This is a genomic window from Paraburkholderia atlantica (genome assembly GCF_009362785.1).
GTDB lineage: Bacteria > Pseudomonadota > Gammaproteobacteria > Burkholderiales > Burkholderiaceae > Paraburkholderia > Paraburkholderia atlantica.
Window position 1 is genome coordinate 210,495 of record NZ_WHNQ01000011.1, and the last position, 23,200, is coordinate 233,694.

General features: G+C 62.3%; 20 protein-coding genes and 2 pseudogenes. 11 read left to right on the forward strand and 11 right to left on the reverse strand.

What is annotated here, in order from left to right:
* Nucleotides 1–61: 61 nt before the first annotated feature.
* Nucleotides 62–703 (reverse strand): HD domain-containing protein, encoded by a 642-nt coding sequence (locus GCT19_RS18275; RefSeq protein WP_152852694.1) that lies wholly within the window; start codon nucleotides 701–703, stop codon nucleotides 62–64.
* A 258-nt stretch (nucleotides 704–961) separates the two neighbouring features.
* Here GCT19_RS18275 and GCT19_RS18280 point away from each other — a divergent pair, with 258 nt between their 5' ends.
* The 5 genes from GCT19_RS18280 (at nucleotide 962) to GCT19_RS18295 (ending at nucleotide 6,582) form a co-directional block, all read left to right on the forward strand.
* A complete protein-coding gene (locus tag GCT19_RS18280; protein ID WP_152852695.1) occupies nucleotides 962–1,924 on the forward strand; it encodes a GlxA family transcriptional regulator in 963 nt (320 codons plus the stop codon).
* 54 nt (nucleotides 1,925–1,978) lie between these two features.
* Nucleotides 1,979–2,737, forward strand: a complete 759-nt coding sequence (locus tag GCT19_RS18285; protein WP_152852696.1) for an SDR family oxidoreductase — start codon at nucleotides 1,979–1,981, stop codon at nucleotides 2,735–2,737.
* Nucleotides 2,738–3,648: 911 nt separating this feature from the next.
* Entirely contained in the window at nucleotides 3,649–4,029 is a 381-nt protein-coding gene (locus GCT19_RS18290; protein WP_152852697.1) for a BON domain-containing protein, read from the forward strand.
* 719 nt (nucleotides 4,030–4,748) lie between these two features.
* Nucleotides 4,749–4,889 carry a hypothetical protein gene (locus tag GCT19_RS42785; protein ID WP_013092869.1) on the forward strand — a complete coding sequence of 47 codons (141 nt, stop codon included), beginning with the start codon at nucleotides 4,749–4,751 and terminating at the stop codon, nucleotides 4,887–4,889.
* Between the two features lie 46 nt (nucleotides 4,890–4,935).
* The gene (locus GCT19_RS18295) at nucleotides 4,936–6,582 is read left to right on the forward strand and encodes an NRAMP family divalent metal transporter (RefSeq protein ID WP_152852698.1); all 1,647 of its coding nucleotides are present in this window, start codon (nucleotides 4,936–4,938) and stop codon (nucleotides 6,580–6,582) included.
* Between the two features lie 137 nt (nucleotides 6,583–6,719).
* Here GCT19_RS18295 and GCT19_RS18300 read toward each other — a convergent pair.
* The 5 genes and pseudogenes from GCT19_RS18300 to GCT19_RS18320 form a co-directional block, all read right to left on the reverse strand.
* Nucleotides 6,720–6,959: pseudogene (locus GCT19_RS18300) on the reverse strand (flavin reductase); the annotation flags it as partial.
* Between the two features lie 724 nt (nucleotides 6,960–7,683).
* Nucleotides 7,684–7,887, reverse strand: a pseudogene (locus tag GCT19_RS43370) (hypothetical protein); the annotation flags it as partial.
* A 304-nt stretch (nucleotides 7,888–8,191) separates the two neighbouring features.
* Nucleotides 8,192–8,707: a hypothetical protein gene (locus GCT19_RS18310; protein ID WP_152852699.1), complete on the reverse strand. Its 516-nt coding sequence runs from the start codon at nucleotides 8,705–8,707 to the stop codon at nucleotides 8,192–8,194.
* 249 nt (nucleotides 8,708–8,956) lie between these two features.
* Nucleotides 8,957–9,436, reverse strand: coding sequence for a nuclear transport factor 2 family protein (locus tag GCT19_RS18315; RefSeq protein ID WP_018438414.1), 480 nt, complete (start codon nucleotides 9,434–9,436; stop codon nucleotides 8,957–8,959).
* Nucleotides 9,437–9,445: 9 nt separating this feature from the next.
* Complete coding sequence (locus GCT19_RS18320) at nucleotides 9,446–10,117, reverse strand: TetR/AcrR family transcriptional regulator (protein ID WP_018438413.1); 672 nt, start codon at nucleotides 10,115–10,117, stop codon at nucleotides 9,446–9,448.
* Between the two features lie 122 nt (nucleotides 10,118–10,239).
* On the opposite strand from GCT19_RS18320, the gene GCT19_RS18325 reads away from it, so the two are divergent.
* Entirely contained in the window at nucleotides 10,240–10,890 is a 651-nt protein-coding gene (locus GCT19_RS18325; RefSeq protein ID WP_018438412.1) for a YceI family protein, read from the forward strand.
* Between the two features lie 41 nt (nucleotides 10,891–10,931).
* Here the strand turns inward: GCT19_RS18325 and tdh are convergent, their stop codons facing one another.
* Nucleotides 10,932–11,963 carry an L-threonine 3-dehydrogenase gene (tdh, locus tag GCT19_RS18330; protein ID WP_018438411.1) on the reverse strand — a complete coding sequence of 344 codons (1,032 nt, stop codon included), beginning with the start codon at nucleotides 11,961–11,963 and terminating at the stop codon, nucleotides 10,932–10,934.
* Nucleotides 11,964–11,991: 28 nt separating this feature from the next.
* On the reverse strand, nucleotides 11,992–13,197 hold the full coding sequence (locus GCT19_RS18335; protein ID WP_013092847.1) for a glycine C-acetyltransferase: 1,206 nt from the start codon (nucleotides 13,195–13,197) through the stop codon (nucleotides 11,992–11,994).
* A gap of 137 nt (nucleotides 13,198–13,334) precedes the next feature.
* On the opposite strand from GCT19_RS18335, the gene GCT19_RS18340 reads away from it, so the two are divergent.
* The 3 genes from GCT19_RS18340 (at nucleotide 13,335) to GCT19_RS18350 (ending at nucleotide 15,648) form a co-directional block, all read left to right on the forward strand.
* Nucleotides 13,335–13,982 (forward strand): helix-turn-helix domain-containing protein, encoded by a 648-nt coding sequence (locus GCT19_RS18340; protein ID WP_018438410.1) that lies wholly within the window; start codon nucleotides 13,335–13,337, stop codon nucleotides 13,980–13,982.
* Nucleotides 13,983–14,049: 67 nt separating this feature from the next.
* A complete protein-coding gene (locus tag GCT19_RS18345) occupies nucleotides 14,050–14,448 on the forward strand; it encodes a DUF2471 family protein (protein WP_013092845.1) in 399 nt (132 codons plus the stop codon).
* Between the two features lie 117 nt (nucleotides 14,449–14,565).
* The gene (locus GCT19_RS18350; RefSeq protein WP_152852700.1) at nucleotides 14,566–15,648 is read left to right on the forward strand and encodes a tyrosine-type recombinase/integrase; all 1,083 of its coding nucleotides are present in this window, start codon (nucleotides 14,566–14,568) and stop codon (nucleotides 15,646–15,648) included.
* A gap of 70 nt (nucleotides 15,649–15,718) precedes the next feature.
* Here GCT19_RS18350 and GCT19_RS18355 read toward each other — a convergent pair whose 3' ends face one another.
* A complete protein-coding gene (locus GCT19_RS18355) occupies nucleotides 15,719–16,948 on the reverse strand; it encodes a DNA-binding protein (RefSeq protein WP_152852701.1) in 1,230 nt (409 codons plus the stop codon).
* A 1,979-nt stretch (nucleotides 16,949–18,927) separates the two neighbouring features.
* On the opposite strand from GCT19_RS18355, the gene GCT19_RS18360 reads away from it, so the two are divergent.
* Nucleotides 18,928–20,277 (forward strand): replication initiation protein, encoded by a 1,350-nt coding sequence (locus GCT19_RS18360; RefSeq protein ID WP_013092842.1) that lies wholly within the window; start codon nucleotides 18,928–18,930, stop codon nucleotides 20,275–20,277.
* A gap of 59 nt (nucleotides 20,278–20,336) precedes the next feature.
* On the opposite strand, the gene GCT19_RS18365 is transcribed toward GCT19_RS18360, so the two are convergent.
* Nucleotides 20,337–21,392 (reverse strand): ParB/RepB/Spo0J family partition protein, encoded by a 1,056-nt coding sequence (locus GCT19_RS18365; protein ID WP_013092841.1) that lies wholly within the window; start codon nucleotides 21,390–21,392, stop codon nucleotides 20,337–20,339.
* Between the two features lie 24 nt (nucleotides 21,393–21,416).
* On the reverse strand, nucleotides 21,417–22,079 hold the full coding sequence (gene parA / locus GCT19_RS18370) for a ParA family partition ATPase (protein ID WP_013092840.1): 663 nt from the start codon (nucleotides 22,077–22,079) through the stop codon (nucleotides 21,417–21,419).
* Nucleotides 22,080–22,605: 526 nt separating this feature from the next.
* Between parA and GCT19_RS18375 the strand changes: the two genes are divergently transcribed.
* Nucleotides 22,606–23,200, forward strand: a 595-nt coding sequence (locus GCT19_RS18375) for a transposase (protein WP_193727415.1), incomplete at its 3' end; no start/stop codon positions are given.

The following is a 23,200-nucleotide window of genomic DNA, read 5'->3' on the forward strand; positions in this document are numbered from 1 at the left end:
TATTTTGACGCGAGTCGCGCGAAACGGGGGGCCGCGCCCGCTCAGTTGGCCAATCGGTCGCTCACGACTTCCACGCCGAACCCAGAATCATCGTGCAGAAATTCTCGCGATGATAGTGCGGATCTTTCAGCGCGAGCACGTCGGCCTTCACGTTGCCGAACGTCGTATGCGGCTTGTGGATCGTGCCATGCGCGAACGCATCGATGATGCCTTCCTTGAAGTGCGAGCCGCGCGGATGCGCATGCGTAACTTCCTCGCGCTGCTGCTCGCTGAATTCGTCGTAGGCGAGGCCGAGCACATCCATTTCGACGCCCGCGGTGACGAGCGCGATCACCGGCTTCATATGCTGCGGAATGCCCGGGGTCGTGTGCAGCGCGATTGCGGTCCATACCTGCTCGATCTCATCCTCCCCGATCCGATGCCGCCGCAGAAATTCGCGCGCGGCGTTCGCGCCGTCCACTTCGAAACGCTCGTGCTCGCTGCTGTACGGCGCAACGAGCCCCATGTCGTGGAACATCGCGCCGATGTACAGCAGCTCAGGGTCGTACTTCAGCTGCTTGCGCTGCCCGGCCAGCGCGCCGAACAGAAACACGCGCCGCGAATGGTGATAGAGAAGCTCCGTTTCAGTGTCGCGCACGAGTTCGGTGGCTTCGCGCGCCATCATGCTGTCTGGAATCTGAATACCTGCGATCGTCGTAGTCATGCGACGTACTCCTTCGAATGCGAAAGTGAATGTGATCAACAGGACGCGCGCCGCGGCTTCAAAGCGCGTTTTGGTATGCTGGGCCGCGCCGTGATGTGGATGCCTGTTGCCTGTGTGTGAGACCGCGCGTCCGGCCAAGCCAGTATTGGCTAGCGCGGCGCGGTGAACAATCGCTGCGAGCCGTTGAACACTGCCAAACGCACAGCGTTGACTGCCGCGGCACGTCCTTCATATTCCACCGTCAAAGGAAGTCATTCGATGCCCACCGTCGCGATCGCGATGTTCCCAGGTGTGCAGGCACTCGACGTCGCCGGTCCCGTCGACGTGTTCTCCGAAGCGAACGGCTTCGTCGCGCCCGCGCAGCGCTACGAGGTCAAGTTGCTGGCCGCGGACCCGGCACCGTTGCGCGCGTCGAACGGCATGACGCTGGTGGCGGACGCGACCTTCGAGCAGGCGCGCGAACCGTTCGATCTCGCGCTCATCGCCGGCGGCCCCGCTCTGCCACACAACGAAGTGCCCGACGCGCGCCTGCTCGACTGGCTCGCTAACGTCGCGACACGCTGCGCCCGCTACGGATCGATCTGCACCGGCGCATTCGCGCTCGGTCACGCGGGCCTGCTCGATGGGCGGCATGTGACCACGCACTGGCAGCACGCGGCGCAACTCGCCGCGCAGTTTCCGCACGCGCGGGTCGACTTCGATCGCATCTATCTGCGCGAGGGGCCGCTGGTCACGTCGGCGGGCGTGACGGCCGGCATCGATCTGTCGCTCGCGCTGGTGGCCGAGGATCACGGTCCGCATACTGCGCTCGCGGTCGCCAAACGGCTCGTCGTGTTCGCGCAGCGGCAAGGCGGCCAGTCGCAATTCAGCCCGTATTTGACCGCGCCCGCCGACGACACCTCGCCCGCCGCGAAAGTGCAGGCGCACGTGATGGCGCGTCTCCATGACAGCTTCACCGTCAAGCAGCTCGCCGACGTCGCCGGCATGAGCGCGCGTAACTTCGCGCGCGTGTTCGTGCAGGAAACCGGCGTGACGCCGCATGAATTCGTCGAACGCGCACGCGTGGATGCGGCGCGCAAGCTGCTCGAAAGCAGCGCCGCGGCGCTGAAGACGATCGCGTACGATTGCGGCTTCGGCACCGCGGACCGCATGCGCATCGTGTTTACGAAGCGGCTCGGCGTAACGCCGATGCAGTATCGCGAGCGCTTTCGGTCGGTCTGAATACGGCGTGAGAAAATCGTCGATTCTGCAAGACAACGATCACAAGGAAACGACATGCCCTCCTCTTCTCCGATCCGCGCGATCGTCACCGGCCATACGCGCGGCCTGGGCGCGGCGCTCGCCGAACAACTGCTCGCGCGCAACGTCACGGTGCTGGGTCTGTCGCGCTCGCGCAATGCGGCGCTGAAGGCGCGCTTTGCCGCGCAGCTCGAAGAAATCGAGCTGCCGCTCGCCGAGCCTGCACGCGTCGCGCAATGGATCGCCACCGACGCGCTGAGCAACTTCGTGCGCGGCGCGCAGACGGTGCTGCTGATCAACAATGCGGGCACGGTGGAACCGATTGGGCCCATCGAAGCTCAGGACGTGGCGAACGTCGCGGACGCAGTGAGCCTGAACGTCGCGACGCCGCTGATGCTCGCGAGCGCACTCGCCGCCGCGGCTGTCGACGCAACCGACCGGCGCATCGTGCACATTTCGAGCGGCGCGGCGCGCAACGCGTATCCGGGCTGGAGCATCTACTGCGCGACCAAGGCCGCGCTCGATCATCACGCGCGCGCCGTCGCGCTCGACGCGACTCGCGCGCTGCGCATTTGCAGCCTCGCGCCGGGCGTGATCGATACGGATATGCAGGCGCAAATTCGGGGTAGCGGCGAAGAGCAATTCCCGATGCGCCAGCGCTTCGAAGATCTGAAGCGCAACGGCCAACTGTCGACGCCCGAGCAATCCGCGGCGCGGCTGATCGACTACGCGCTTAGCGATGCTTTCGGGCAGACGCCGGTCGCGGACATTCGCGAGATCGCGAAATCGGCTTGAACGAGCGATCGCTGCCGATTGCTGCCGCTCCCGAAAAGCCTCACCTTTGGCACGGAGCGGCGGTGAATCGGCGTCAGCTAGCGTCGCCATTGCTCCCGAAAAGCCTCACCTTTGCGGCGAAGCGAGGGCTCCAGGGGGCATTTCAGCGAGCGCGGCGTGGCTCTGACACATCGCTCCCGAAAATCCTCACCTTTGATCGAACGCAGTCGGTTCACGTCGCCGATGCCGGCCTTGTAAGCGGCAGATCGCCTGGACATTCAACGACTTACGTTACACAGCCGCCGAGCGGTCAACGCGATGGATGCGATGATCGGCGACTGCATGAAGCCTGTTTTGCACGTCGACAACGCGTCCGGCCTACCGATACGGCATCGACGGGTCCCGAAAATCCTCACCTATCGCTGACTGGCAAATGCGTGCATGGCCGGCTCGCCGCTTGCCGCACGGTTTATTTCGCTTCTGGCACAGCCGGTTAGTTGCGAAAGAGCGAGCCCGCGCGCGACTCCCGAAAGTTCTCACCTTTCGCGTGCCGCACGCGCCGCGATCTTCGATCAGGCGCAACCAGTAACCGACGTGCGCCCCCGCCGGCTTCCTGCGAGACGGCCTCACCGCGTTGCGCTTCTGACCGGAACCATGCTTCCCAAGAAACCATTCGCAACTTGTCGCACCATCGACGCCACTCCCGAATACCCTCACCTTCGGTTTTGAAGTGCGCGTACAGGTGCGCATATTCTCACCTCCGCGGCTCCCGAATCTTCTCACCTATCGATATCGACGCGTGCGCCGCAGAATATAATCGGAGCCGACGGTCGATTACTCGTCGCGAGGCGGCAGTGCGTTGCGCCGCCTCTTCCCCGCTGGCAGCACGCGGCTCGAACGGCAGTTCCTGACAAACCGGCAAAGGAGGAAGAATGAAAAGAAACGGCGCGAGAAGAATCGTCGGCGCAATGTTCGCGGTAGCCATCGCGACTTGCGCGACCTATGCCAACGCACAGACGCGCGAGATGCCGAACGACGCGTCGATGCAAAGCCAGCCGGCCCAAGCGGCTTCGAACCGGAACGCCAACCGGTCCGACAGCGCGATTGTCCGCGACGTCCGCCGCGCTTTCACGCGCACCACCAACCTCAATTCGGCGAACATCCGTGTCGAATCGCGCCACGGCATCGTTACGCTGAGCGGCACGGTGCCGCGGCAATCGCAAATCGCGCAAGCCGGCAACGCCGCGCGATCGGTTCGCGGCGTCAGAAGCGTACATAACCGGCTGACCGTGCGACGGCGCGCCAATCAGTAAGCACGCGTGGTGGCATCGGCCGGATGGATCGATGCCGCCTGTTCGACTTCCCCTCTCTATCAGCCTCGACCCGCACGTCGTTCACAGTGCGAAGCGTTGCGCGCCGCACATTTTCTCCGCTCTGCTTAAGAAACAGGTTGACCTCGGCGGAAAGCGAACCCTAGAATTCAAGAATCATCACCAATGGGGCTCACGCCTTGGACACCTGCAGTAGCCGACTTTCGAACAGTTTCGCTGCCTGACCGGCAGGACGTCCGCGCTCTCTTCATCAGCCGCCGTCTTGCCAGCAGGCAGACGGTGCGCGCCGCAGTCTATTCCCGTGCACCTAACGTAACGTCGTATCCGCATGACAGGAACGCCGCGTTCAAACGCGTCCCTGCGCTGATACGGCGTCGCATCGCGAGCCTCGCGCTTGCGGTCGCGTTTGCGCGCGCGTTGTCGATCAACGCAGCCAGTTCAACGCAATGCGCGCGAACGCGTGGATAAACACGTGCGTCGCGAACGTGCGGAGCGAGCGCATCAAGCGCTCGTACGCAGTGCCCGCTACCCACCAACAAGGAGCCGTCATGCCTGACAGTGAAAGTTATCCCTTATGCCGCTTCCCTGTTCTATTAACTGAGGAAAGCGAGTAGACCTCCATCGCCGCGCCCGGACATTCGCGGCCTCCGTGTCTGCTGGCTTTCCCCCAGCGCGTCGAAACCGACGCACGGAGATACCCAATGCAATTCGGCCTCCTTCTTTCGAAGTTCCCGCGCGTACAGGAATCGCGCGCGTTTTACGACGCTCTGCTGGTGCTGCACCCGCGCGAATCGCGTCCGTTCATCGCCTTCTGCCGTCGCGTGATGTCGCGCCTGGCATAGCGTTTCGCGACCCGACCTCCGACAACTACAACCAGGAGAGAACGACATGTCTACTCCGACGAACATTTCCTCCGCGCGCAGCGCCGTGCTCGATTCGGCACACGTAGGCGATATCAAGGGCGCGCTCGGCACGATCGCTCACCATGACATCGCACCGCGCACCAGCTGGTGGGCGCGCGTGCGCACGCTGCTCGCGATCCTCGGCCCCGGTCTGATCGTGATGGTCGGCGACAACGACGCGGGCGCATTCGGCATCTACACGCAGGCCGGCCAGAACTACGGCACCACCTTGTTGTGGACCATGCTGTTGCTGGTGCCGGTGTTGTTCGTCAATCAGGAAATGGTGCTGCGGCTCGGCGCGGTCACGGGTGTGGGCCACGCACGGCTCATTTTCGAGCGGTTCGGCAAGTTCTGGGGCGCGTTCAGCGTCGTCGATCTATTCCTGCTGAACGCGCTGACCATCGTGACGGAATTCATCGGCATCACGTTCGTGCTCGACTTCTTCGGCGTCTCAAAGATCGCGGGCGTGTGCATCGCCGCTGCGCTGACGATGGCCGCCGTCAGCACCGGCGACTTCCGCCGTTTCGAGCGCTTCGCGGTGGCGCTGTGCGTGCTGAGCCTGTTGCTCGTACCCGTGCTCGTGTCGATCCATCCGCCAGTCGGCCAGATCGCGCGCGACTTCTTCATTCCGAACTGGCCCGCGCATTCGAAGCTGTCCGACGTGATGCTGCTCGTGATCGGCATCGTCGGCACGACGGTCGCTCCGTGGCAGCTGTTCTTCCAGCAGAGCTACGTGGTCGATAAGCGCATCACGCCCCGCTTCATGAACTACGAAAAAGCCGACCTGTGGATCGGCATCGTGTTCGTGCTGATCGGCGCGGTCGCGATGATCTCGTTCAGCGCGGCGCTGTTCGACGGCCGGTCCGGCTTCGGCAACTTCACGGACGCGGGCGGTGTGATCGCCGGTCTCGAGAGATACGCGGGACGCACCTCGGCCGTGCTGTTCGCGATCGCGTTGTTCGATGCGTGCGTGATCGGCGCGGCGGCCGTGTCGCTATCGACCGCCTATGCGATCGGCGACGTGTTCAAGATTCGCCATTCGCTGCACCGTAGCGTGTCGGATGCGAAGGGCTTCTACGTCGTGTACTTCGCGATCGTCGCGGCCGCCGCGGCATTGGTGCTGATTCCGGGCAGCCCGCTCGGTCTCCTGACCGAAGCGGTGCAAACGCTCGCCGGCGTGCTGCTGCCGAGCGCGACCGTGTTCCTGCTGCTGCTGTGCAACGACCGTGCAGTGCTTGGTCCGTGGGCCAATTCGAAGAAGCTCAATCTGTTTACCGGCGCGGTGATCTGGCTCCTCGTGATGCTGTCGATCATCCTGACCGCGTCGGTGATCTATCCGGACATCGCGGCGGAAACGATCATCGAAGTACTGGCGGGCGGCACGTTGCTCGCGGTCGTCGGCTACGTGGCGAGCACCGGGCTTCGCAGGCTGCGCGGCGAGTCCGCAGCGGAAGCGGCTCCGCGCTATACGAAAGAATCGCGCAACACGTGGCGCATGCCGCCGCTCGACGAACTGCCGCCGCCGCGTCTGACGCTGGCCAAACGCGTATGGATGGGCGTGCTGCGCGGCTATCTGCTGCTCGCGATCGCGCTCGTGATCGTCAAGGTCGTGCAGATGGCGCTGCTGAAGTAGTGCGAAAGGTGAGTAGTTCCAGGAGGTCCTGGCAATGGTGAGGGTTTACGGGAGCCATGTCCGGGTCGACAACGCAAGCGCTGCCGGAGCCTGACATGGCCGGCAGCGCTTCGAATAACCCATTGCCGCTTCCACGCCCTCGGCACCCGGTGAAAATTCCGATCGAAGTAAATCAGACTGTCGCCGTCGGCGCGCACGCGAATCTGCGTGGTCTCCACGAACATGACCGAGTGCGAACCGACTTCCTTCGCTTCCACGATCTTCCCCTGCAAGCTCCCGAGCGCGCCGCGCAGCACCGGCACGTCGCTTTCGCCCTGATCCCACACGGGCAGCTTGAGGCGCTCCTCCATCGAAAGACTGGTCATGCCCGCAAAATGTGCCCGGCGTGCCCGGAATCACATCCGGACGACATGGCTGCACGATATGAGCGACGATAAACGCGGTCATATTCGGGCCAAAAATGGTCGATATGAACGGCGTGCATGGGCCACGGCCGCATCGGGCGACTCGCGAACGGTGAGGAGTTCCAGGAGGTGGCGCTATGGTGAGGATTTACGGGAGCGGCTGGCGGGATGTGCGACGGCTCGCGCCGTGTGCGTCGGAATGGCGATGGAGAGGAGACGCGTCGAAGCGCGCAAAAACGTGCTTCGCTGGCTTCAGCATTGTGGTGAATAGCGGCGTTTCGGAGCAGCCAGCGCGGAGCGCGTCGGTGTTCAGTGCGAGAAAAGTACGCTGGAATGCTGGGCTAAAAGTCGAACCGAGCCTGCTAAGGTGAGATCTTCCAGAGGTGGTGAGGATTTCCAGGGGTCAGGAGAACGGCACGGGTTCGCAAAGGTGAGGAATTCCAGGAGATCAACCCCGCATTTGAGGCTTCATGCTCGCGGCAATTGCTCGGTCCGGGTGAGGCGGGAGCCTTTTGCTCCCGAAAAACCTCACCTTAGGGCCATTGCCCTCATTGCTTCCGACTCCTATCCCAGCACAAAAAAGATGCGACCTGTCCGCGGTGACAGCGGCTGGCCATTCCCAGACCGACCTTTCCGAACTGCGTGAAATCATGCAGGGAAGCTGCGCTCGGCCGCCTCGTATCTGTACACGGGGAAGTCAGGCATCATCCAACCATGTGAGATGCCCCGCAGTTATTGCTGTGTCATTCGTGACTTCTTTTTCCGTCTTCCCACGCTCGACCCTGAGGATTGCCGGTAGCAACACGCTGTTCTTCGCCGCCGTCACTTCAGCGAGAATCGATAGCGCGATTTCGGGTGGCGTGCGGCTACCGATATAGATCCCGGCCGGACCGCCCAACCGAAATGGAGACGAACGTGCAGTCGGGTTGAGCTCCCAAACGTCACGTACGAATCACCTCGGGAGATTTATGCGACAAGCAAGGTCGCAACTTTTAGTTGCGTACAACGAATTAAAACATGCCGCCGCAAGAAAGAAATTCGCCGAGTTGATCGCGGTTGGAGCGCTGACACCCAATCGCACACATCAGCGCCCCGTAAGACAGAGCGAGCAGATTTTCGTAGTGTGAGACGGAAGGTCGCAACTTTGTTGTCCGATTTAGGTGATTTCCCAAAAGTCGCAACTTTTTTGACAACGCACAACTCCGTCAGAACTTCACCTTCACCTGAAAACCAATCGTAAAGGGCAGATTATCCGAGGGAATCGGCGGAACGACGATGAAGTTCGCGCCGACGCGCTTGTATTCGAGCATCACGATCGGCGCGACCACCGGGCCGATCGTGTGATTGCTGCCGAGCCCCCAATTGCCGTAGTTATAGCCGGAGATGATCCCGCCGATCGCCGCGATCCGCACGATGCCCCAATGCGCGAACTCCGGCGCCCACACGGCGCCGCCATAGTAGGACGGCCGACGCAGCGAGTTGCGAAAGCCGCCGGCCGTCAGCGCCCACTGGTTGTTCAACCAGCATTCGACGCCAAGCCCGGGGTTGAACTGCTCGAAGTGCGTATCGGGATCGGGATTGATGTGATACGAGCCGAGCATCGCGTCGACCCATACGCCGCCGTCACACCAGCTCGCGTGTGCCGTGGAGACCGCCGCGAAGCTTGCGAAAAGCGCCACCGCGGCGCGCCGGATATTCTTGTTCATCTGCCTGAAGTGCATTTCTTCTCCGTCACCGGTCGAGCGCCGGTGTCTTGGTGTTCTGGCGATCCGCGTGCCGCCCGACGCGCACTGTACCTGAAGCCGCGCGGTCGATGTTGAGGACTCGCTCGGCCCGGCCGGGCACGCGACGTGCCCCCGCAGCGCGAACCGCCAGGATAACGGAGAACCGATGGCGTCCTGATGAACAAGCGTGAAGAAGTTCGCGGCGCGCAGCGGGCGCGCCGGCGGCGATGAACCTGGTGGGACCGTCTACAGACCGAGATCGGACAGGCTGGGATGATCGTCGGGCCGCCGGCCGAGCGGCCAGCGATACAAGCGGTCGGCTTCGCGGATCGGCAGGTCATTGATGCTTGCGTGACGACGCGCCATCAGACCATGCTCGTTGAACTCCCAGTTCTCGTTGCCGTACGAGCGGAACCAGTTGTTCGAATCGTCGTGCCATTCGTACGCGAAGCGCACCGCGATGCGGTTGTCGGTGAACGCCCACAGTTCCTTGATCAACCGATAGTCGAGTTCCTTCGCCCACTTGCGGCGCAGAAAGCCGACGATCTCCGCGCGTCCATGCACGAATTCGGCGCGGTTGCGCCACACGCTATCCGTCGTGTACGCGAGCGAGACACGCTCGGGTTCGCGTGTGTTCCACGCGTCTTCCGCGGCGCGCACTTTCTGGATCGCGGTTTCGCGCGTGAACGGCGGCAGCGGCGGGCGGGTTTCGATCGTATCGGCCATGATGGTTCCTCAGTCAGGTTGTACGGTGCGCCGGGATGGCGGCCGTTTGATGGCGGCGGGTTTCGCCGCCGCATCGAGCAAGGTCTTGCCGACCGCCTGCGCGTCGAGCGCCGCAGCGGCTTCGCCGCTGACGAGCGCCACCGCGATCGCGCCGTCGAGCAGCACGAGCCATTGCCGCGCGAGCGGCGCCGCGCGACGCGCATCGATTTGCGCTTGCGCCGCGAACTCTTCGCATTCGGCGCGCACGAAATCGAGCAGACGTGCCTTGTGTTTGCGCGCGACGACGCGGATCGGATCGTCGGCGGATTCGATTTCGCCGGCCGCATTCAGAAACGCGCAGCCATGAAAGTCAGCCGATGCGAACCACTCGCGCAGCACGTCGAACATGCCGAGCAGGCGTTTGCGCGCACCCTTGCCGCGCCGTTGCGTGCCGGCGATAAACCAGTTCATCCAGCGCTCGTCGCGCCGTTCGAGCGCGGCCGCGATCAGCGCGTCTTTCGATTCGAAATGCGTGTAGAAGCTTTTGCGCGCGGTGCCGGACTGCCGCACGATCGCATCGACGCCGGTTGCATGGATGCCGCCGGCGTAAATCAGCGCCTCGGCGGCATCGAGCAGCCGCTCGCGAGCCGTGCCGGGCTGGGCCGCGTCGTTTTGCGCAGTCGGATTCGTATCGCGTGTCATCGACAAAAGGTAGAACGATCATTCTCCCTCGTCAAGTTTTTCTTCGAGCTTCCGCGCGATGGGTGCGCTTGCTGCTATCTTGATGGAGATCGCTTGACCACCGCTCAACCGGAATCGCTTCGATGAAATCATCTTCCGTTCGCACCGCATGGCTACGTGCGCTGCTCGGCGCAATGCTGCTGGGCGCGATGGCCTGCACGCCGATCCAGGTGCTCACGCATTCGGTCAGTCAGAACGAGGCGCGCGTGCCGCCCGGGCGCTACGACATCGATCAGGACCATACGAGCATCACGTTCGATATCGATCACTTCAAATACACGCGCTTTACGATGCGTTTCAATCGCAAGCAGGGGGAACTCGACTGGAACGACGGCGGCCTCGACCGCAGTACGGCGTCAGTCGCGATCGACGCGGCGAGCATCGACACGAACGTGCCGCTGCTCGACAAGATGGTGAAAAGCGACAGCATGCTCGATGTCGCGCGTTATCCGCAGATCCGCTTCGCGAGCACGCGTTTCGAGCGCACCGGCGAAGCGCGCGGCACGCTGAGCGGCGAGTTGACGATCCGCGGCGTCACGCAGCCGGTCACGCTCGACGTCACGTTCAACGGCTTTGCGCCAGATCCGCTGACGAAGAAAGACACGCTCGGTTTTTCCGCCGATGGTCATTTCAGCCGCGCGAAGTTCGGTCTGACGACCTGGTATCCGGCCGTCGGCGACGATATTCACGTGCGCATCCAGGCCGAGTTCGTGAAAACGCCCGCAGGCGCTTAAGCGCGCTGCGGGCGTCGGCGTTCAGCCGGTGAAGTGCCGACTCAGGCAGCGGTCCAGTCGAGAATCACCTTGCCGCTTTCGCCGGAGAGCATCGTCGCGAAGGCTTCCTGATAGTCGTCGACCTTGAAATGGTGCGTGAGGATCGGCGACAGATCGAGGCCGCTTTGCAACATTGCGACCATCTTGTACCAGGTCTCGAACATCTCGCGCCCATAAATGCCCTTGATTTCGAGCCCCTTGAAAATCACCTGAGTCCAGTCGATCGCGGTTTGCGCGGGCGGAATGCCGAGCAGCGCAATCTTGCCACCGTGGTTCATCGCTTCGAGCATGCCGGTAAACGCGCTCGGCACGCCCGACATTTCGAGGCCGACGTCGAAGCCCTCTGCCATGTGCAGATCGTGCATCACGTCGCGCAACGATTCGCGCGACACATTCACCGCGCGCGTCGCGCCCATCTTGCGCGCGAGGTCGAGGCGATAGTCGTTGACGTCGGTGATCACGACGTTGCGCGCGCCGACGTGCTTCGCGATCGCGACCGCCATGATGCCGATCGGCCCCGCGCCCGTAATCAGCACGTCCTCGCCGACGAGGTTGAACGACAGCGCCGTATGCGTCGCGTTGCCGAACGGATCGAAGATCGCGGCCAGATCGTCGGAGATTTCGGGCGGAATCTTGAATGCGTTGAAGGCCGGAATCACCAGGTATTCGGCGAACGCGCCCTCGCGATTCACCCCGACGCCGATCGTATTGCGGCACAAATGCCGGCGGCCCGCGCGGCAGTTGCGGCAGAAGCCGCAGGTGATGTGTCCTTCGCCCGACACGCGATCGCCGATCGCAAAGCCGCGCACTTCCTGCCCCATCTCGACGATTTCGCCGACGTATTCATGGCCCACATGCATCGGCACCGGAATCGTCTTTTGCGCCCAGTCGTCCCACTTCCAGATATGAATGTCGGTGCCGCAGATCGCGGTGCGCGTGATGCGGATCATCACGTCGTTATGGCCGACTTCCGGCTTCTTCACGTCGGTCAGCGTGAGGCCCGGCCCCCGTTCGAGTTTTGCCAATGCTTTCATCTGCTTCTCCGTTCCAATCACGCGGCGACTATGCCTGGATCACGCCGAGCTCGCGGCCGACGCGCGCGAATGCGTCGACGGCGCGATCGATCTGCTCCGGCGTATGCGCGGCGCTCATCTGCGTGCGGATGCGCGCGCGGCCTCGCGGCACCACCGGAAACGAAAAACCGATCACGTAGACGCCTTGCTTGAGCAGCGCATCGGCCATTTTTCCCGCGAGTTGCGCGTCGCCTAGCATCACCGGAATGATCGGATGTTCGCCCGGCACGAGCGTGAAGCCGAGCGCGCTCATCGCACGGCGGAAATGCGCGCCGTTTTCGCGCACGCGTGCGCGCAGCTGCGCGCCTTCATCACTGGCGAGCAATTCGAGTACCTTGAGTGACGCCGCGGCGATGCTCGGCGTCAGCGTGTTAGAAAACAGGTACGGGCGCGAGCGCTGACGCAACAGCTCGACGATCTCCTTGCGCGCTGCGACATAGCCGCCCGATGCGCCGCCGAGCGCCTTGCCGAGCGTGCCGGTAATGATGTCGATGCGCGCCAGCACCCCGCAATGCTCGGGCGTGCCGCGGCCGTGTTCGCCGATGAAGCCGACCGCGTGCGAATCGTCGACCATCACCAGTGCGCCGTACCGGTCGGCCAGGTCGCAGATGCCGGCGAGGTTCGCGATGATGCCGTCCATCGAGAACACGCCGTCGGTCGCGATCAGTTTGAAGCGCGCGCCAGCCGCATCGGCTTCCTGCAGACGCGCTTCGAGATCGGCGAGGTCGTTGTTCTTGTAGCGAAAGCGCTTCGCCTTCGACAGCCGCACGCCGTCGATGATGCTCGCGTGATTCAGCTCGTCGCTGATGATCGCGTCGTTTTCATCGAGCAGCGTTTCGAACAGGCCGCCGTTCGCGTCGAAGCAGCTCGAGTAGAGAATGCAGTCGTCGGTTTGCAGGAACGCGGCGAGCGCCGCCTCGAGTTGCTTGTGCACGGTTTGCGTGCCGCAGATGAAGCGCACCGACGCCATGCCGAAACCGTCGTTATCGAGACCCTGCTTGGCGGCTTCGATCAGCCGCGCGTCATCGGCTAGACCGAGATAGTTGTTCGCGCAGAAGTTCAGCACATCGCTGCCATCGGCGAGACGCACGTCGGCCGACTGCGGGCTCGCGATCACGCGCTCGCTCTTGTAGAAGCCGTCGGCGCGGATCTGGTCGAGGGTGCCGCGCAGATGGGCAAGGTATTGGTCACGCATGAACGGGACTCCTGAGGGTGACGGCGCCCGCGTTCGCATGGGCGCGGGAAGGGCGGCCTGTTATAGTCGGTTGTCAGCTTTATCGGACAATTTCGTTTTTCCGAACTAAAATCCGATATATCGAACAACTCTAAACGATGGGTCAGGAAATGGCAAGTTCGGGTACCCGCCGCGCCGCGGCCACTGCGGCGCCCACCTCCGCTAACGCGGCATTACCGCCGAATGCGGCGATTGCGGCGCCGCCGCGCGTCGGCGAGCAGATTCAGCGGCTGCGCGCCGAGCGGCGCATGACGCTCGACGATCTGTCGCGCGCGGCCGGCGTGTCGAAATCGATGCTGTCGGAAATCGAGCGCGACAAGGCCAATCCGACGATCGCGGTTGCCTGGCGGCTGACCAACGCGCTCGGCGTGAGCCTCGATTCGCTGTTTGCGCCGCCGAAGTCGCCCGAGGCGATCGCCGTTTCCGGACCGCACGATATTCCTACGCTAAGCGGTCATGAAGCGAAATACCAGTTGCGCGTGTGGGGACCGATCGAGCTGGCCGGCAAGTTCGAGTGGTACGAATTGACGTTGCAGCCTGGCGGGGCGCTGGTGTCGAACGCGCACGAGCCTGGCACGCGCGAGCACCTGACCGTGCTGCATGGCTCGATCGAAATCGAGGCGGCCGGCGCGTCGAAGCGCCTCAAGGTCGCGGACACCGCGCGCTACGTCGCGGATGAACCTCACGCGATCCGCAACGTCGGCAAGAGCGAGGCGAAAGCGCTGCTGGTGGTGATTCACGGCTAGGCCGTTCGGCCAGGTTGCGCTTGATACTGTATGTTTGTACAGTATCAAGTGTCGTTTGGAGCCGAGAATGAACAACCTGAAAACCGACCCTACCGATCAAACCCTCGCCGCGCTGCGCTATCAGACCGCCGCGCGCGATCTCGAACATATCGTGCGCAGCATCGCCGCGCGCTACATCGTCAAGCAGGTGCCGCTCACGTGGCGTCTGCTCCATGCCATCGAAGCCGAGGCGCTGGCCGACCTCGGTTTTGCCAGCCGGCACGACGCGCTGATGCTCGGGCTGTTCCAGCGCCCGTCCGATCTGCCTTATCCCGAAACCGATGACGGCGTGGATTTCGGCACGTCCAATGCGTTGCCCGCCGCTTTTGCGTTTGCCGTCAATGCGTACGAGGAAGCCGCGCGCCGGGCAGCGCTGCCAAGGCCGGTCGATGCGCCTTTGAAGCGCGCCCGCGCGTGGGGCGGCTGATGGGGGGCGCCACGTGGGCATCGCCCGGATTCTCATCCGTTCGTCCAAGTCGGTCTTGCTCCGGTTAGCGCCTACAATAGCGGGGATCAAACGCTGCAACTAACGGAAGAAATGCTCATGTCGCCCCCTCATCTGTCCGACCCCGTTCCGCGCCCGGCACCCTCTACCGATCTATTCGATCAGCAACGCGAAGACTGGCGTCGCGACCCGCAGGTCGCGTTCGATGCGTGGCTCGCGAGGCAGCAATTCCGCCGCTCTTCGGCGTTGGTCTATCAGGCGCAGTGGGGGCAGTTTCTCGATTGGCTCGGCGCGCGGCAACAAAGCCTCGCGACGGTCGACACGCCCGCAATCGCCGAATTCGTCGCCAGCCTCGAGATCCGCAGAACGCAACGGGTCCGCTATTTACGGCTTATCGAGCGCGTGCTCGATCACGTGCGCGAGATCGAATCGGCGTCGACCAACCCGGCTCGTTTCATTGCTCAGGACGGAGAAGCCGCGTGGCGCAATGCGCGCGACAATGAGCCGACCGGGTTTCTCACGCATGCGGAACGCACTGCGTTGATCGCGCGGCTGTTCGCGCCGTTGCCGGCATTGTCGACCGCGCAACGCTGGAGAGAGCGACGCGATCGCGCGCTGATCGCGGTGTTTCTGGGCGGAGGACTGAAGACGGGCGAAGCGGGAGCGCTTACGGTTAGTTGCGTGAGAGAGGGCTCGCCGTGGGTCACGATCGAATCGCCGAATCCGATGCTGACGCGGCGCACACGGCTCGCACCGTTCGCAACGGCGATTCTCGACGCCTGGCTCGCCGAGCGTCGGCTAACGGAGCTGGCGGGCAACCTTGTGTTTCCAGCGTCGCCTTCCGGCAGGCCGATGCACAAGGCGACGATGCTGCGCGCGGTGGATGCGCTCGTCGACGCAGCGGGAATTGCCGCCTCGCGCCAATCGCGCGCGAGTCCGCAGACCTTGCGCAACACGTTTGCGGCGGACCTTTTTGAAAGCGGGGTGGAGGCCGAACAGGTCGGTCAATGGCTCGGTTTCGTGCAGGCGGTGTCCGCGAACCGACTGTATCGCGCGTGGCAAACGTGGATCGATCAGCAGGATTCGCCCGCGACGGAGGAGCCCGATCCGGCGGCGCCGCCGTTGGCCGAGCCCCGGCGTGACGGACGTTTGACGAGGAAAACGGGCGCCGGCGAGTCCTGAAGAACCTCACCGTCATGCTCCCGAATTTCCTCACCTTTGAGGTTTTTTCCGTTCGATTGGCGGCTTCTGGTTAGCGCATCGTCTGCACGGAGCGGGACGACGGAGCGGTGGACCCATCGTTCGACAAAAACTGGTTCACCGCCGCGAGTCTCGATTCGCCGAGGCCGGAAGAGTGCTCACATTCCGGGCACAGCAGTTCAAAGCGGTGATCGACCTGCGACAGCTCCGGCTCACCTTCCTCGCATTTCGGGCATCGCGCGGGCAGCGTCACGTGGCCGTCGGCAGCGGTGCCGATCATGCTCAACTCTTTGGTCGTGAGCCGCCCCTCGGTGACCAGCGAGCACAGCAGGACGGCGATGGCCGGATCGATGCCCTGCTGGCCACGCAGGGCGGCGACTTCTTTAGTCAGCGCATCGACTTCGTCGGACTGCTCGCGCAGTTGCGCGTCGAGCCGGTCGCCGCGCGCCTTGGCCGCGGCGATCTGCTGGATGAACTCGAATTCCTTGCGGCTCGCGTCGCGCACGCCGGACTGGTACGTCGCGGCCATGCTGCGCAGCGAATCGAGTTCGACGAGCATCGGCTTGACGCGCCGCTCTGCTTCGGCCACCGCATCCTTGATCTGCTGCGCATAGTGCTCGGTGCTTTGCCGCAATTCGACGTGCAATGCGTCGATCCGGTCGCGCAATGCAGCATTGGTGGTCTGTTCGTTTTCGAGCCGTTGCCGCAGCGCCTCGTTTTCCTGGTCGAGCCGGCGCATGGTTGCCTGCATACCTTCGAGGTGAACGCTGCCGTGCGTAGTGGCGCTCGATAATTGAGCTTCAAGCGTGCGAACCCGCTCCCACGCGGCTTCGGCGCGCGCTTCGCTGCGCCTGATGGAGTCGTCGGCCGCATCCCGACGGATTTCGGCGTCGCGTACGCGAAGTTCGGCGGCGCTGATCTGCGCGCGGATTTCTTCACGTTCGGCATCGAGCGACGCTTTGGCTTGCACCACTGCTTCTTCGAATAGCGCGCCCAGAAGTTCGCCGGCGCGATCTTCGAGTGCCTTGGGTATCGCGCCTGCTCCAACCTTGACCCGCGAGACGTTGCGGATGCGCTCCCAGAAATGATCGATGTCTTTTGGGATATCGCTCGCGCTGCCGGTTTGCGTGAGATCTCGCACGGCCGCCATCGATGGCCGGATGCCGAGATCGAAAAAGAGCCGTTTGCATGCATGCAGTGACAGATCCTGGCGGCGCACGCCCTGCGCACGCATTGATTCAAGCTCATTGCGAATGGCTTGCCGCTCCTGATCCAGATTCATGTTTACCTCGATATGGCTCGAATTGGATGGATCATAACAATTTACGTAGTGTTTGCTACCGATTTATCAGTGGCGAGCGAATTGACGTTTACAGAGGGGCTTTTGTGGCCAAGTTGTGATCGTAAACACGTCCATGCAGGGTTTTTCCGTGAAACAAAACGAAGAATAGCCAATAAGCCATTGTATTAGAAGCGCTTTGTTTGACTTTCACACGATCGCGCACTGTTTCACGAGTGATGGCTCATGGCTGCGGGTTGTAGGACCCCTGTTTCACGGGACTCGCGGGGTGTGAGGCTTGAGAGTAATAAAAGTAAACACCTTTGAACCCTTGTTAAAAACGTTAACGACTCGGCAAACCCTTGTCTGACGGGGCTTCCAGCTTGGCAAGGTGAAGTTTTACGGGAGACTTGGTGAGGATCTGCGGGGAACTCGAGTGATGAGGTTCGGGGAGCTCGGTGAGCGGGTCCGGGAAGGAACGTGAGCGGGTTCAGGAAACGACGTATACGTGGGATGCGGGCAAAGGTGAGGTTTTGCGGGACCTAGTGGCGGCGGAGCGCCCGATAGTCCTAGAAAGTGCCCGTTCGGCTTGGGCTGCGCCAAGGTGAGGGTTTTCGGGAAGCTCGCGAGCGAGGTTTTCTGGGGGTTTTTTAGGGTGGTTAACCGCTTTGGTGAGCCATGGCGGGAGAAAACGAAAAACGAAGGTGAGATTTTTCGGGGCACGCCGGCCAATTTTGCTTTCTTTTTGAGCCTCCACACCGCTGAGGTGAGGTTTTACGGGAGCGAAGAGGATTGCGACGCCTCGATCACCCGAAAGAATGCCCCGGCCTGAACCCTGGTGCTGGGAGATGTGAGGGGATTCGGGGCGCCGGCCGGTGAGCCAGATCCGAGAGGTGGTTTGGCCGGCGATTCGGTCAAAGGTGAGGCTTTTCGGGACGCTCTAGCTAGGGTTCTGACCGGAAAGGTGAGGAAATTCGGGACCAAAATGGAGGCTGCGGGCCGGAGACGCCCGGCTGATGGCGATTGGCGGGAGTCTGTAAACCGCCTCGCGGATCGCAAAGGTGAGGTTTTTCGGGAAATCCGTGGCGACGCAATGAAAGTGCTGCGCTGCGAAAAAACAGGCTTAAGGTGAGATTTTACGGGGCCAACCGTGCTTCGAACGTTTCGTGGGATTGTCGCAAGTCATTGAAATTATGGCGATTTTGTTTTTCTAACAGCAAAGGTGAGGCTTTTCAGGAGCTCTATCGACGGGAGCGTTGGCGCTTCCAGAAACCACAAAGGTGAGGCTTTTCAGGAGGTCACATTGGGGAAATGCGGTACTGGCGCGGCATGCGCGCGTGCCGTGTTGTCCCGTTCGGCGGTGCTATGGTGAGCGTTTTCGGGAGCATCGGAGTGGTGAGGATCTGCCTGGAGCTCGATCTCCCCTTTTACGGCAGTTCGGTCGAAGCTCGAAGTCGCAAGCGCTGGTTGACGGGCAGGTCCTCTGCGGTGAAGGTTGACTCGTCAGTAGCGACACAACCCAGTCGAACGGCAGGCCCGTAATTGAAGCCTGATGGCCCGCTCCGCGCCGCGAGTCCAATACCGTGCGGGCGTTCCATTTACTGATCCGGACTTTGCGTCACCCGGCACCAAGCGACGATCGACGAAACCGTGAAGAGGCCGCGCGACGAAGTCGTCCCCTCAGACACCGTCCGTTTACACGACGTCCCGAAAAAATCCGCGAAAATTTTTGAGGTGAGAAGATTCGGGATCAACTGCTCCCCATTCCCGTACGCACCGAAACGGGCCGGATTCGCAAACGCCGCGACCGGCAAGGATAGGCCGATCCTGGTGACTGCAGCCGAGGTGAGGGTTTTCGGGACTTGCTCGAGGTGAGGTGCGCTTCGTAAACTCGCTTCACCGGCAATGGTGAGATGGGCGCTATAGACGCGTATCACCACAGCCGGTATGCTCTCGCGAAATCCCCTCCCTCATCCCGACGCATGGCCACGAAGCGCGCGAAAAAGACCGATGTTGTCAGCCCGAGCTCGGCCGAGCTGCGCAAAGCCGTCGAGGCAATCGCGATCCAGCCCAAGAGCGGCAAGATCACGTTGCTCACGCGTAAGCTCTTTAACGTATTGCTCGCGGTGGCCCAGCAAGCGGACGAATCGGGCGACACCTATCGGGCGCTGCTGTCCGACATCGTCGCCAATTCCGCGTTCGATTCCAATGACACCGCGCTCGTCAAGGAGCACCTGCGCCGCATGGTGTCGGTGCAGGTCGAGTGGAGTACCGGCACCTCGAGTCAGAAGCCCGGCCGCAAATGGGGTATTTCGACGCTGATCGCGGACGCGGAAATTCTCGAAGATCCCACCACGCGTCGCGTCTGGGTCGAGTTTTCGTTTGCGCCGAAGATCAAGAAGAAGCTGCTCGATCCGGTTCAGTACGCGCGGCTGAGTCTGCAGTTCCAGAGCCAGCTGCGCAGCAGCGCGGGCCTCGCGCTCTACGAAATTTGCGTGCGCTATCTGACCAACCCGAGCCATCTGACGATGCGCGAGACCTGGGAATGGTGGCGGCCGATTCTGTCGGGCACGCCGGATACCGAAGCCGGCGACGAGGCCAAGCGCGAGTACAAGTATTTCAAGCGCGATTACCTGCGCCCGGCCATCGCCGAGGTCAACGCGGTCACGAACATTTTTGTCGAGTTGATCGAGCATCGCGAGGGTCGGCGCGTCGCTGAAATCCAGTTCCGCGTGACCGAGCGCAAGCAGCCGATGCTCGCGCTCGACGAGCATCCGAACGTGTTCGACAGCACGCTGGTCGACCGGATGGTGAAAATCGGCATTCCGCTGAAGGAGGCGCAGACACTCTACGCGGACAGTGAAGAGAACCGCATCCGCGCCGCGTTGCAGATGACCGAGCAGCGGATGCGCAGCACGTCGCTGCCGCCGGTGCGCAGCGCGCCGGCGCTGTTCAAGGATGCGTTGAAGAAGGGCTATGCGCCGCCGGTCGAGGCGCTGCCGGCAGGTGGCGGCACCAGCAAGGCCGTGGTGTCACCGGCCGACGATCTGAAGGCGCGTCTGCTCGGTGAGTATTCGGCTTACCGTCGCAAGCAGGCCTACGAGTTGTACAACGAACAGGGCGAGTCGGAGCGTGATATCGCGCGGCAGTCGTTCGAGGAAGAAGAATTGCCGGGGCTCGGAACGCACATGCGCGACGACTGGCGGCGTCGCGGGCTCGATTCGAAGATCGTGGAAACGGCGTTCTTCGACTGGCTCGCGCGCAGGACTTGGGGCGAACCCACCGACGGCGATCTGCTCGCCTTCACGCTGAGCCAGTCGCGCGCGGCCTGATGGGTCGGTAACGGCCTTGGAAATCCAGGCGGCGGTGCACGCGCACCGCCCGTCACGTCTTACTTCAGCATCTTCTCAATCTGCCGCAGGATGTCGTCGCGCTTTTCTCGCGTGAGGCCTTTCAGGCGCAACTCGAGTCGGTCGTCGCCATACGACTTCAGATCACCGACCGACACACCACCAAGCTTGATTTCCAGACGTTGCGCATAGCGCTGCCGGCCCGCCGGCTTGGCACTTTCCTGCGCGGTCGCTCGACCTTTGACGATGTCGGCAACCTGGCGTGTGCTCAGATCGTCGGAAAGAATCCGGTTGATCAGTCGCAGTGTCGCGTCCGCACCGCGCGCCGTGTGATAGCGGCCCACCTGATACGCCATGTTCGAGCCGAAGCGGTCCGGGCGCGCGACCATCTCCTGCATCACGGTTTCCGGCAGCTTGGCGATGGACAGCGCGACTGCGACCGTCGATTCATCGAGCCCGAGATGTTCGGCCAGTTCCTTCTGGCTCTGGAAATGACGCTCGTCGAGAAAGCGTCGCCACACGACCGCGTTGTCGAACACGGTCTGCGAGTCGCGCTGCACGTTGAGGTCGTAGCCGAGCTTGTAGCTCTGGATGCCGATCGGCAGATCGATGACGATCGCTTTCACCGACTCCTTGTTCGCTTCTTTCAGCGCGCGCACGCGTCGGCCGCCGTCACTGACGAAGTAGGTGCCAGGATTGTCGTAGTCGGGAATGACGTGAATCGCCTGCTGCTGCCCCTGCTTCGCCAGATTGACGGCGAGCTCCGCAATCGACGACTTCACATAGAAGTACCGTGGATTGAACGGGCTGGGCTTGATGGTCTTTAGCGCCAGTTCGATGACCTGGCCGGGACGATAGCCGTGCTCGAGCCGCCAGGCGCGGTAGGCCGCCGATTCGTTGTCCGGATCAGGAATCTCGGCGTCCTGCAGGCGCGACGGCACGACGCCCGGAATCGGACGCCCGGCGATCGCGGGAGTTTTCGACTCGTTTTTGACCAGGCCGTCGATCGCATTCAGACGGTCGAGTGCGGTGCGCTTTTCGCTGCTGGTCGTGTCAGGACGTGCTTGAAAGCCTTTGGCGAATTGGGACGGTTTCATTCAGGGTCCTTTATGCGCATAAATTCACGGGAGCAAGGCGGCGATCTCGTTGGCGCACGCCCGTACTTCGAGCGCGGCGAGCTTCGCGCCGCGGTCATTCATCTGAAGCACCGTTTGCCCCAACGCCATTGCCTGCTTGTAGGCTTCGCGCGTGGGGATCTGGGTTTTGAGGAGAGGGAAGCCGAGTTCTTCGAGCGCGCGCTTCAGCTCGCGCGTCAGCATCCGTTTCTCTTCCGTCTTGTTGAGCAGGAACACGGCGCGCAGGTCTTCGTTCATGACCTGCGCCTGCTGGACCAGTTTGACAAGGCCGATGCTCGACCAGTAATCGGCGGGGGACGACGAAGTTGGGATCACCGCGACGCTCGCTGCGAGCAGGACGACGCCGGAGACTTTTTCGGTGATGGAGGGCGGGCAGTCGACGACGATGATGTCGTAGTCAGCCACGAACTTCTTGATCTCGCGATGGATCTGGCTACCTGCTTCGGACAGGTTGACGACGGCGAATGGAATACCGATGTCGCCGTCGGAGGCAGCGCTCGCCCAATGAATCAGGGTGTTTTGGCCATCCGCGTCGACGACGAGAACGCGTTTGCCTTTCTCGTGAAATGCAGCGCCGAGATGCATCGCGATGGTGCTCTTCCCGACCCCGCCTTTCTGCTGTGTTACCGCGATGATTTCTGCCGCCAAATTTCACCTCCTCTTTTTAGACGCAAATGGATTTTACCTGGTTGAATTGCTATTTCAAATGATTTGAGTAAGCGAAACTCGGAAATTGGCCATTCGGCAAAGGGTTTATGCGCATAAAGAGGCATCGGAGAGTTGCCTCGGGTCTTGCGGGATATCAGAGCAAGCTTGGACTGAGGCCTAAGCGTTGCTGATCGCTGTCTCGCGGAGGGGACCGGAGGAAAGAAACGTGAGCTCGCGTACTGCGTGCTCAGTCGTCGCCGACTGTTCGCGGTTCTCGGGCAGATCAGGGGAGAGAAAAAGGAGAGCACGCATCTTGGCGGCCAAGGGGTGTGAGACTTTATGCGCATAAAGTTCGCGCGGTAATTGGCCTGATGGAGCATTCGCCATCGAGTCGTCCGGCGCTGCTCTTCCCCGAAATTGGCGGCAAGCGGCCAACGTGCCGCCGGCGGTTCATCTGCGTGGGGGTCGAGGTGAGCCTGTCAGAAATTTTGTGTTCAAGGCATAACATGTACCCAAAGGAGCATGTATGCCAAGCAAACCAAAAGCAGGGTCTGCGCCTCCGCCTGAGCTGCCCGCGATTCCAGAGGAGCTCATCGATCAGTTCGTGAAGGGTCCGATGACGGCGGAAGCGGTGCAGGCAGCCTCGATGGCGTTCAAGAAGGCGCTGATCGAGCGTGCGCTGGGCGCCGAGCTAAAACATCACCTGGGCTATCCGAGCGGAGGCCAACGCCCGCCGGAGTCGACCAACCAGCGCAACGGCAGGAGCGGCAAGACCCTGTTGACGGAGGACGGCCCGTTGCGGGTAGACATTCCGCGCGACCGTGACGGCAGCTTCGAACCGATCCTGATACCACGGCACGAACGCCGCTTTACCGGCTTCGACGACAAGATCATTGCGATGTACGCGCGAGGCATGACCGTGCGTGAGATACAGGGCTTTCTGGCCGAACAGTACGGCACCGAAGTATCGCCGGAGTTCATCAGCTGTGTCACCGATGCGGTGACTGAGGAGATCACAGCCTGGCAGGGCCGTCCGCTCGAGCCAATGTATCCGGTGGTGTTCTTCGACGCGCTGCGTGTGAAGATCCGCGACGAAGGGATGGTGCGCAACAAGGCGATCT

Bases quoted from the DNA above. Each gene is read 5' to 3' on its own strand.
- GCT19_RS18365 (WP_013092841.1), bottom strand. From the start codon at position 21,392: ATGAAACCGTCCCAATTCGCCAAAGGCTTTCAAGCACGTCCTGACACG.
- tdh (WP_018438411.1), bottom strand. From the start codon at position 11,963: ATGAAAGCATTGGCAAAACTCGAACGGGGGCCGGGCCTCACGCTGACC.
- GCT19_RS18275 (WP_152852694.1), bottom strand. From the start codon at position 703: ATGACTACGACGATCGCAGGTATTCAGATTCCAGACAGCATGATGGCG.
- GCT19_RS18340 (WP_018438410.1), top strand. From the start codon at position 13,335: ATGGGTCAGGAAATGGCAAGTTCGGGTACCCGCCGCGCCGCGGCCACT.
- GCT19_RS18320 (WP_018438413.1), bottom strand. From the start codon at position 10,117: ATGACACGCGATACGAATCCGACTGCGCAAAACGACGCGGCCCAGCCC.
- GCT19_RS18355 (WP_152852701.1), bottom strand. From the start codon at position 16,948: ATGAATCTGGATCAGGAGCGGCAAGCCATTCGCAATGAGCTTGAATCA.
- GCT19_RS18295 (WP_152852698.1), top strand. From the start codon at position 4,936: ATGTCTACTCCGACGAACATTTCCTCCGCGCGCAGCGCCGTGCTCGAT.
- GCT19_RS18360 (WP_013092842.1), top strand. From the start codon at position 18,928: ATGGCCACGAAGCGCGCGAAAAAGACCGATGTTGTCAGCCCGAGCTCG.
- GCT19_RS18325 (WP_018438412.1), top strand. From the start codon at position 10,240: ATGAAATCATCTTCCGTTCGCACCGCATGGCTACGTGCGCTGCTCGGC.
- GCT19_RS18290 (WP_152852697.1), top strand. From the start codon at position 3,649: ATGAAAAGAAACGGCGCGAGAAGAATCGTCGGCGCAATGTTCGCGGTA.
- GCT19_RS18345 (WP_013092845.1), top strand. From the start codon at position 14,050: ATGAACAACCTGAAAACCGACCCTACCGATCAAACCCTCGCCGCGCTG.
- GCT19_RS18335 (WP_013092847.1), bottom strand. From the start codon at position 13,197: ATGCGTGACCAATACCTTGCCCATCTGCGCGGCACCCTCGACCAGATC.
- GCT19_RS18310 (WP_152852699.1), bottom strand. From the start codon at position 8,707: ATGCACTTCAGGCAGATGAACAAGAATATCCGGCGCGCCGCGGTGGCG.
- GCT19_RS18280 (WP_152852695.1), top strand. From the start codon at position 962: ATGCCCACCGTCGCGATCGCGATGTTCCCAGGTGTGCAGGCACTCGAC.
- GCT19_RS18285 (WP_152852696.1), top strand. From the start codon at position 1,979: ATGCCCTCCTCTTCTCCGATCCGCGCGATCGTCACCGGCCATACGCGC.
- GCT19_RS42785 (WP_013092869.1), top strand. From the start codon at position 4,749: ATGCAATTCGGCCTCCTTCTTTCGAAGTTCCCGCGCGTACAGGAATCG.
- GCT19_RS18350 (WP_152852700.1), top strand. From the start codon at position 14,566: ATGTCGCCCCCTCATCTGTCCGACCCCGTTCCGCGCCCGGCACCCTCT.
- GCT19_RS18315 (WP_018438414.1), bottom strand. From the start codon at position 9,436: ATGGCCGATACGATCGAAACCCGCCCGCCGCTGCCGCCGTTCACGCGC.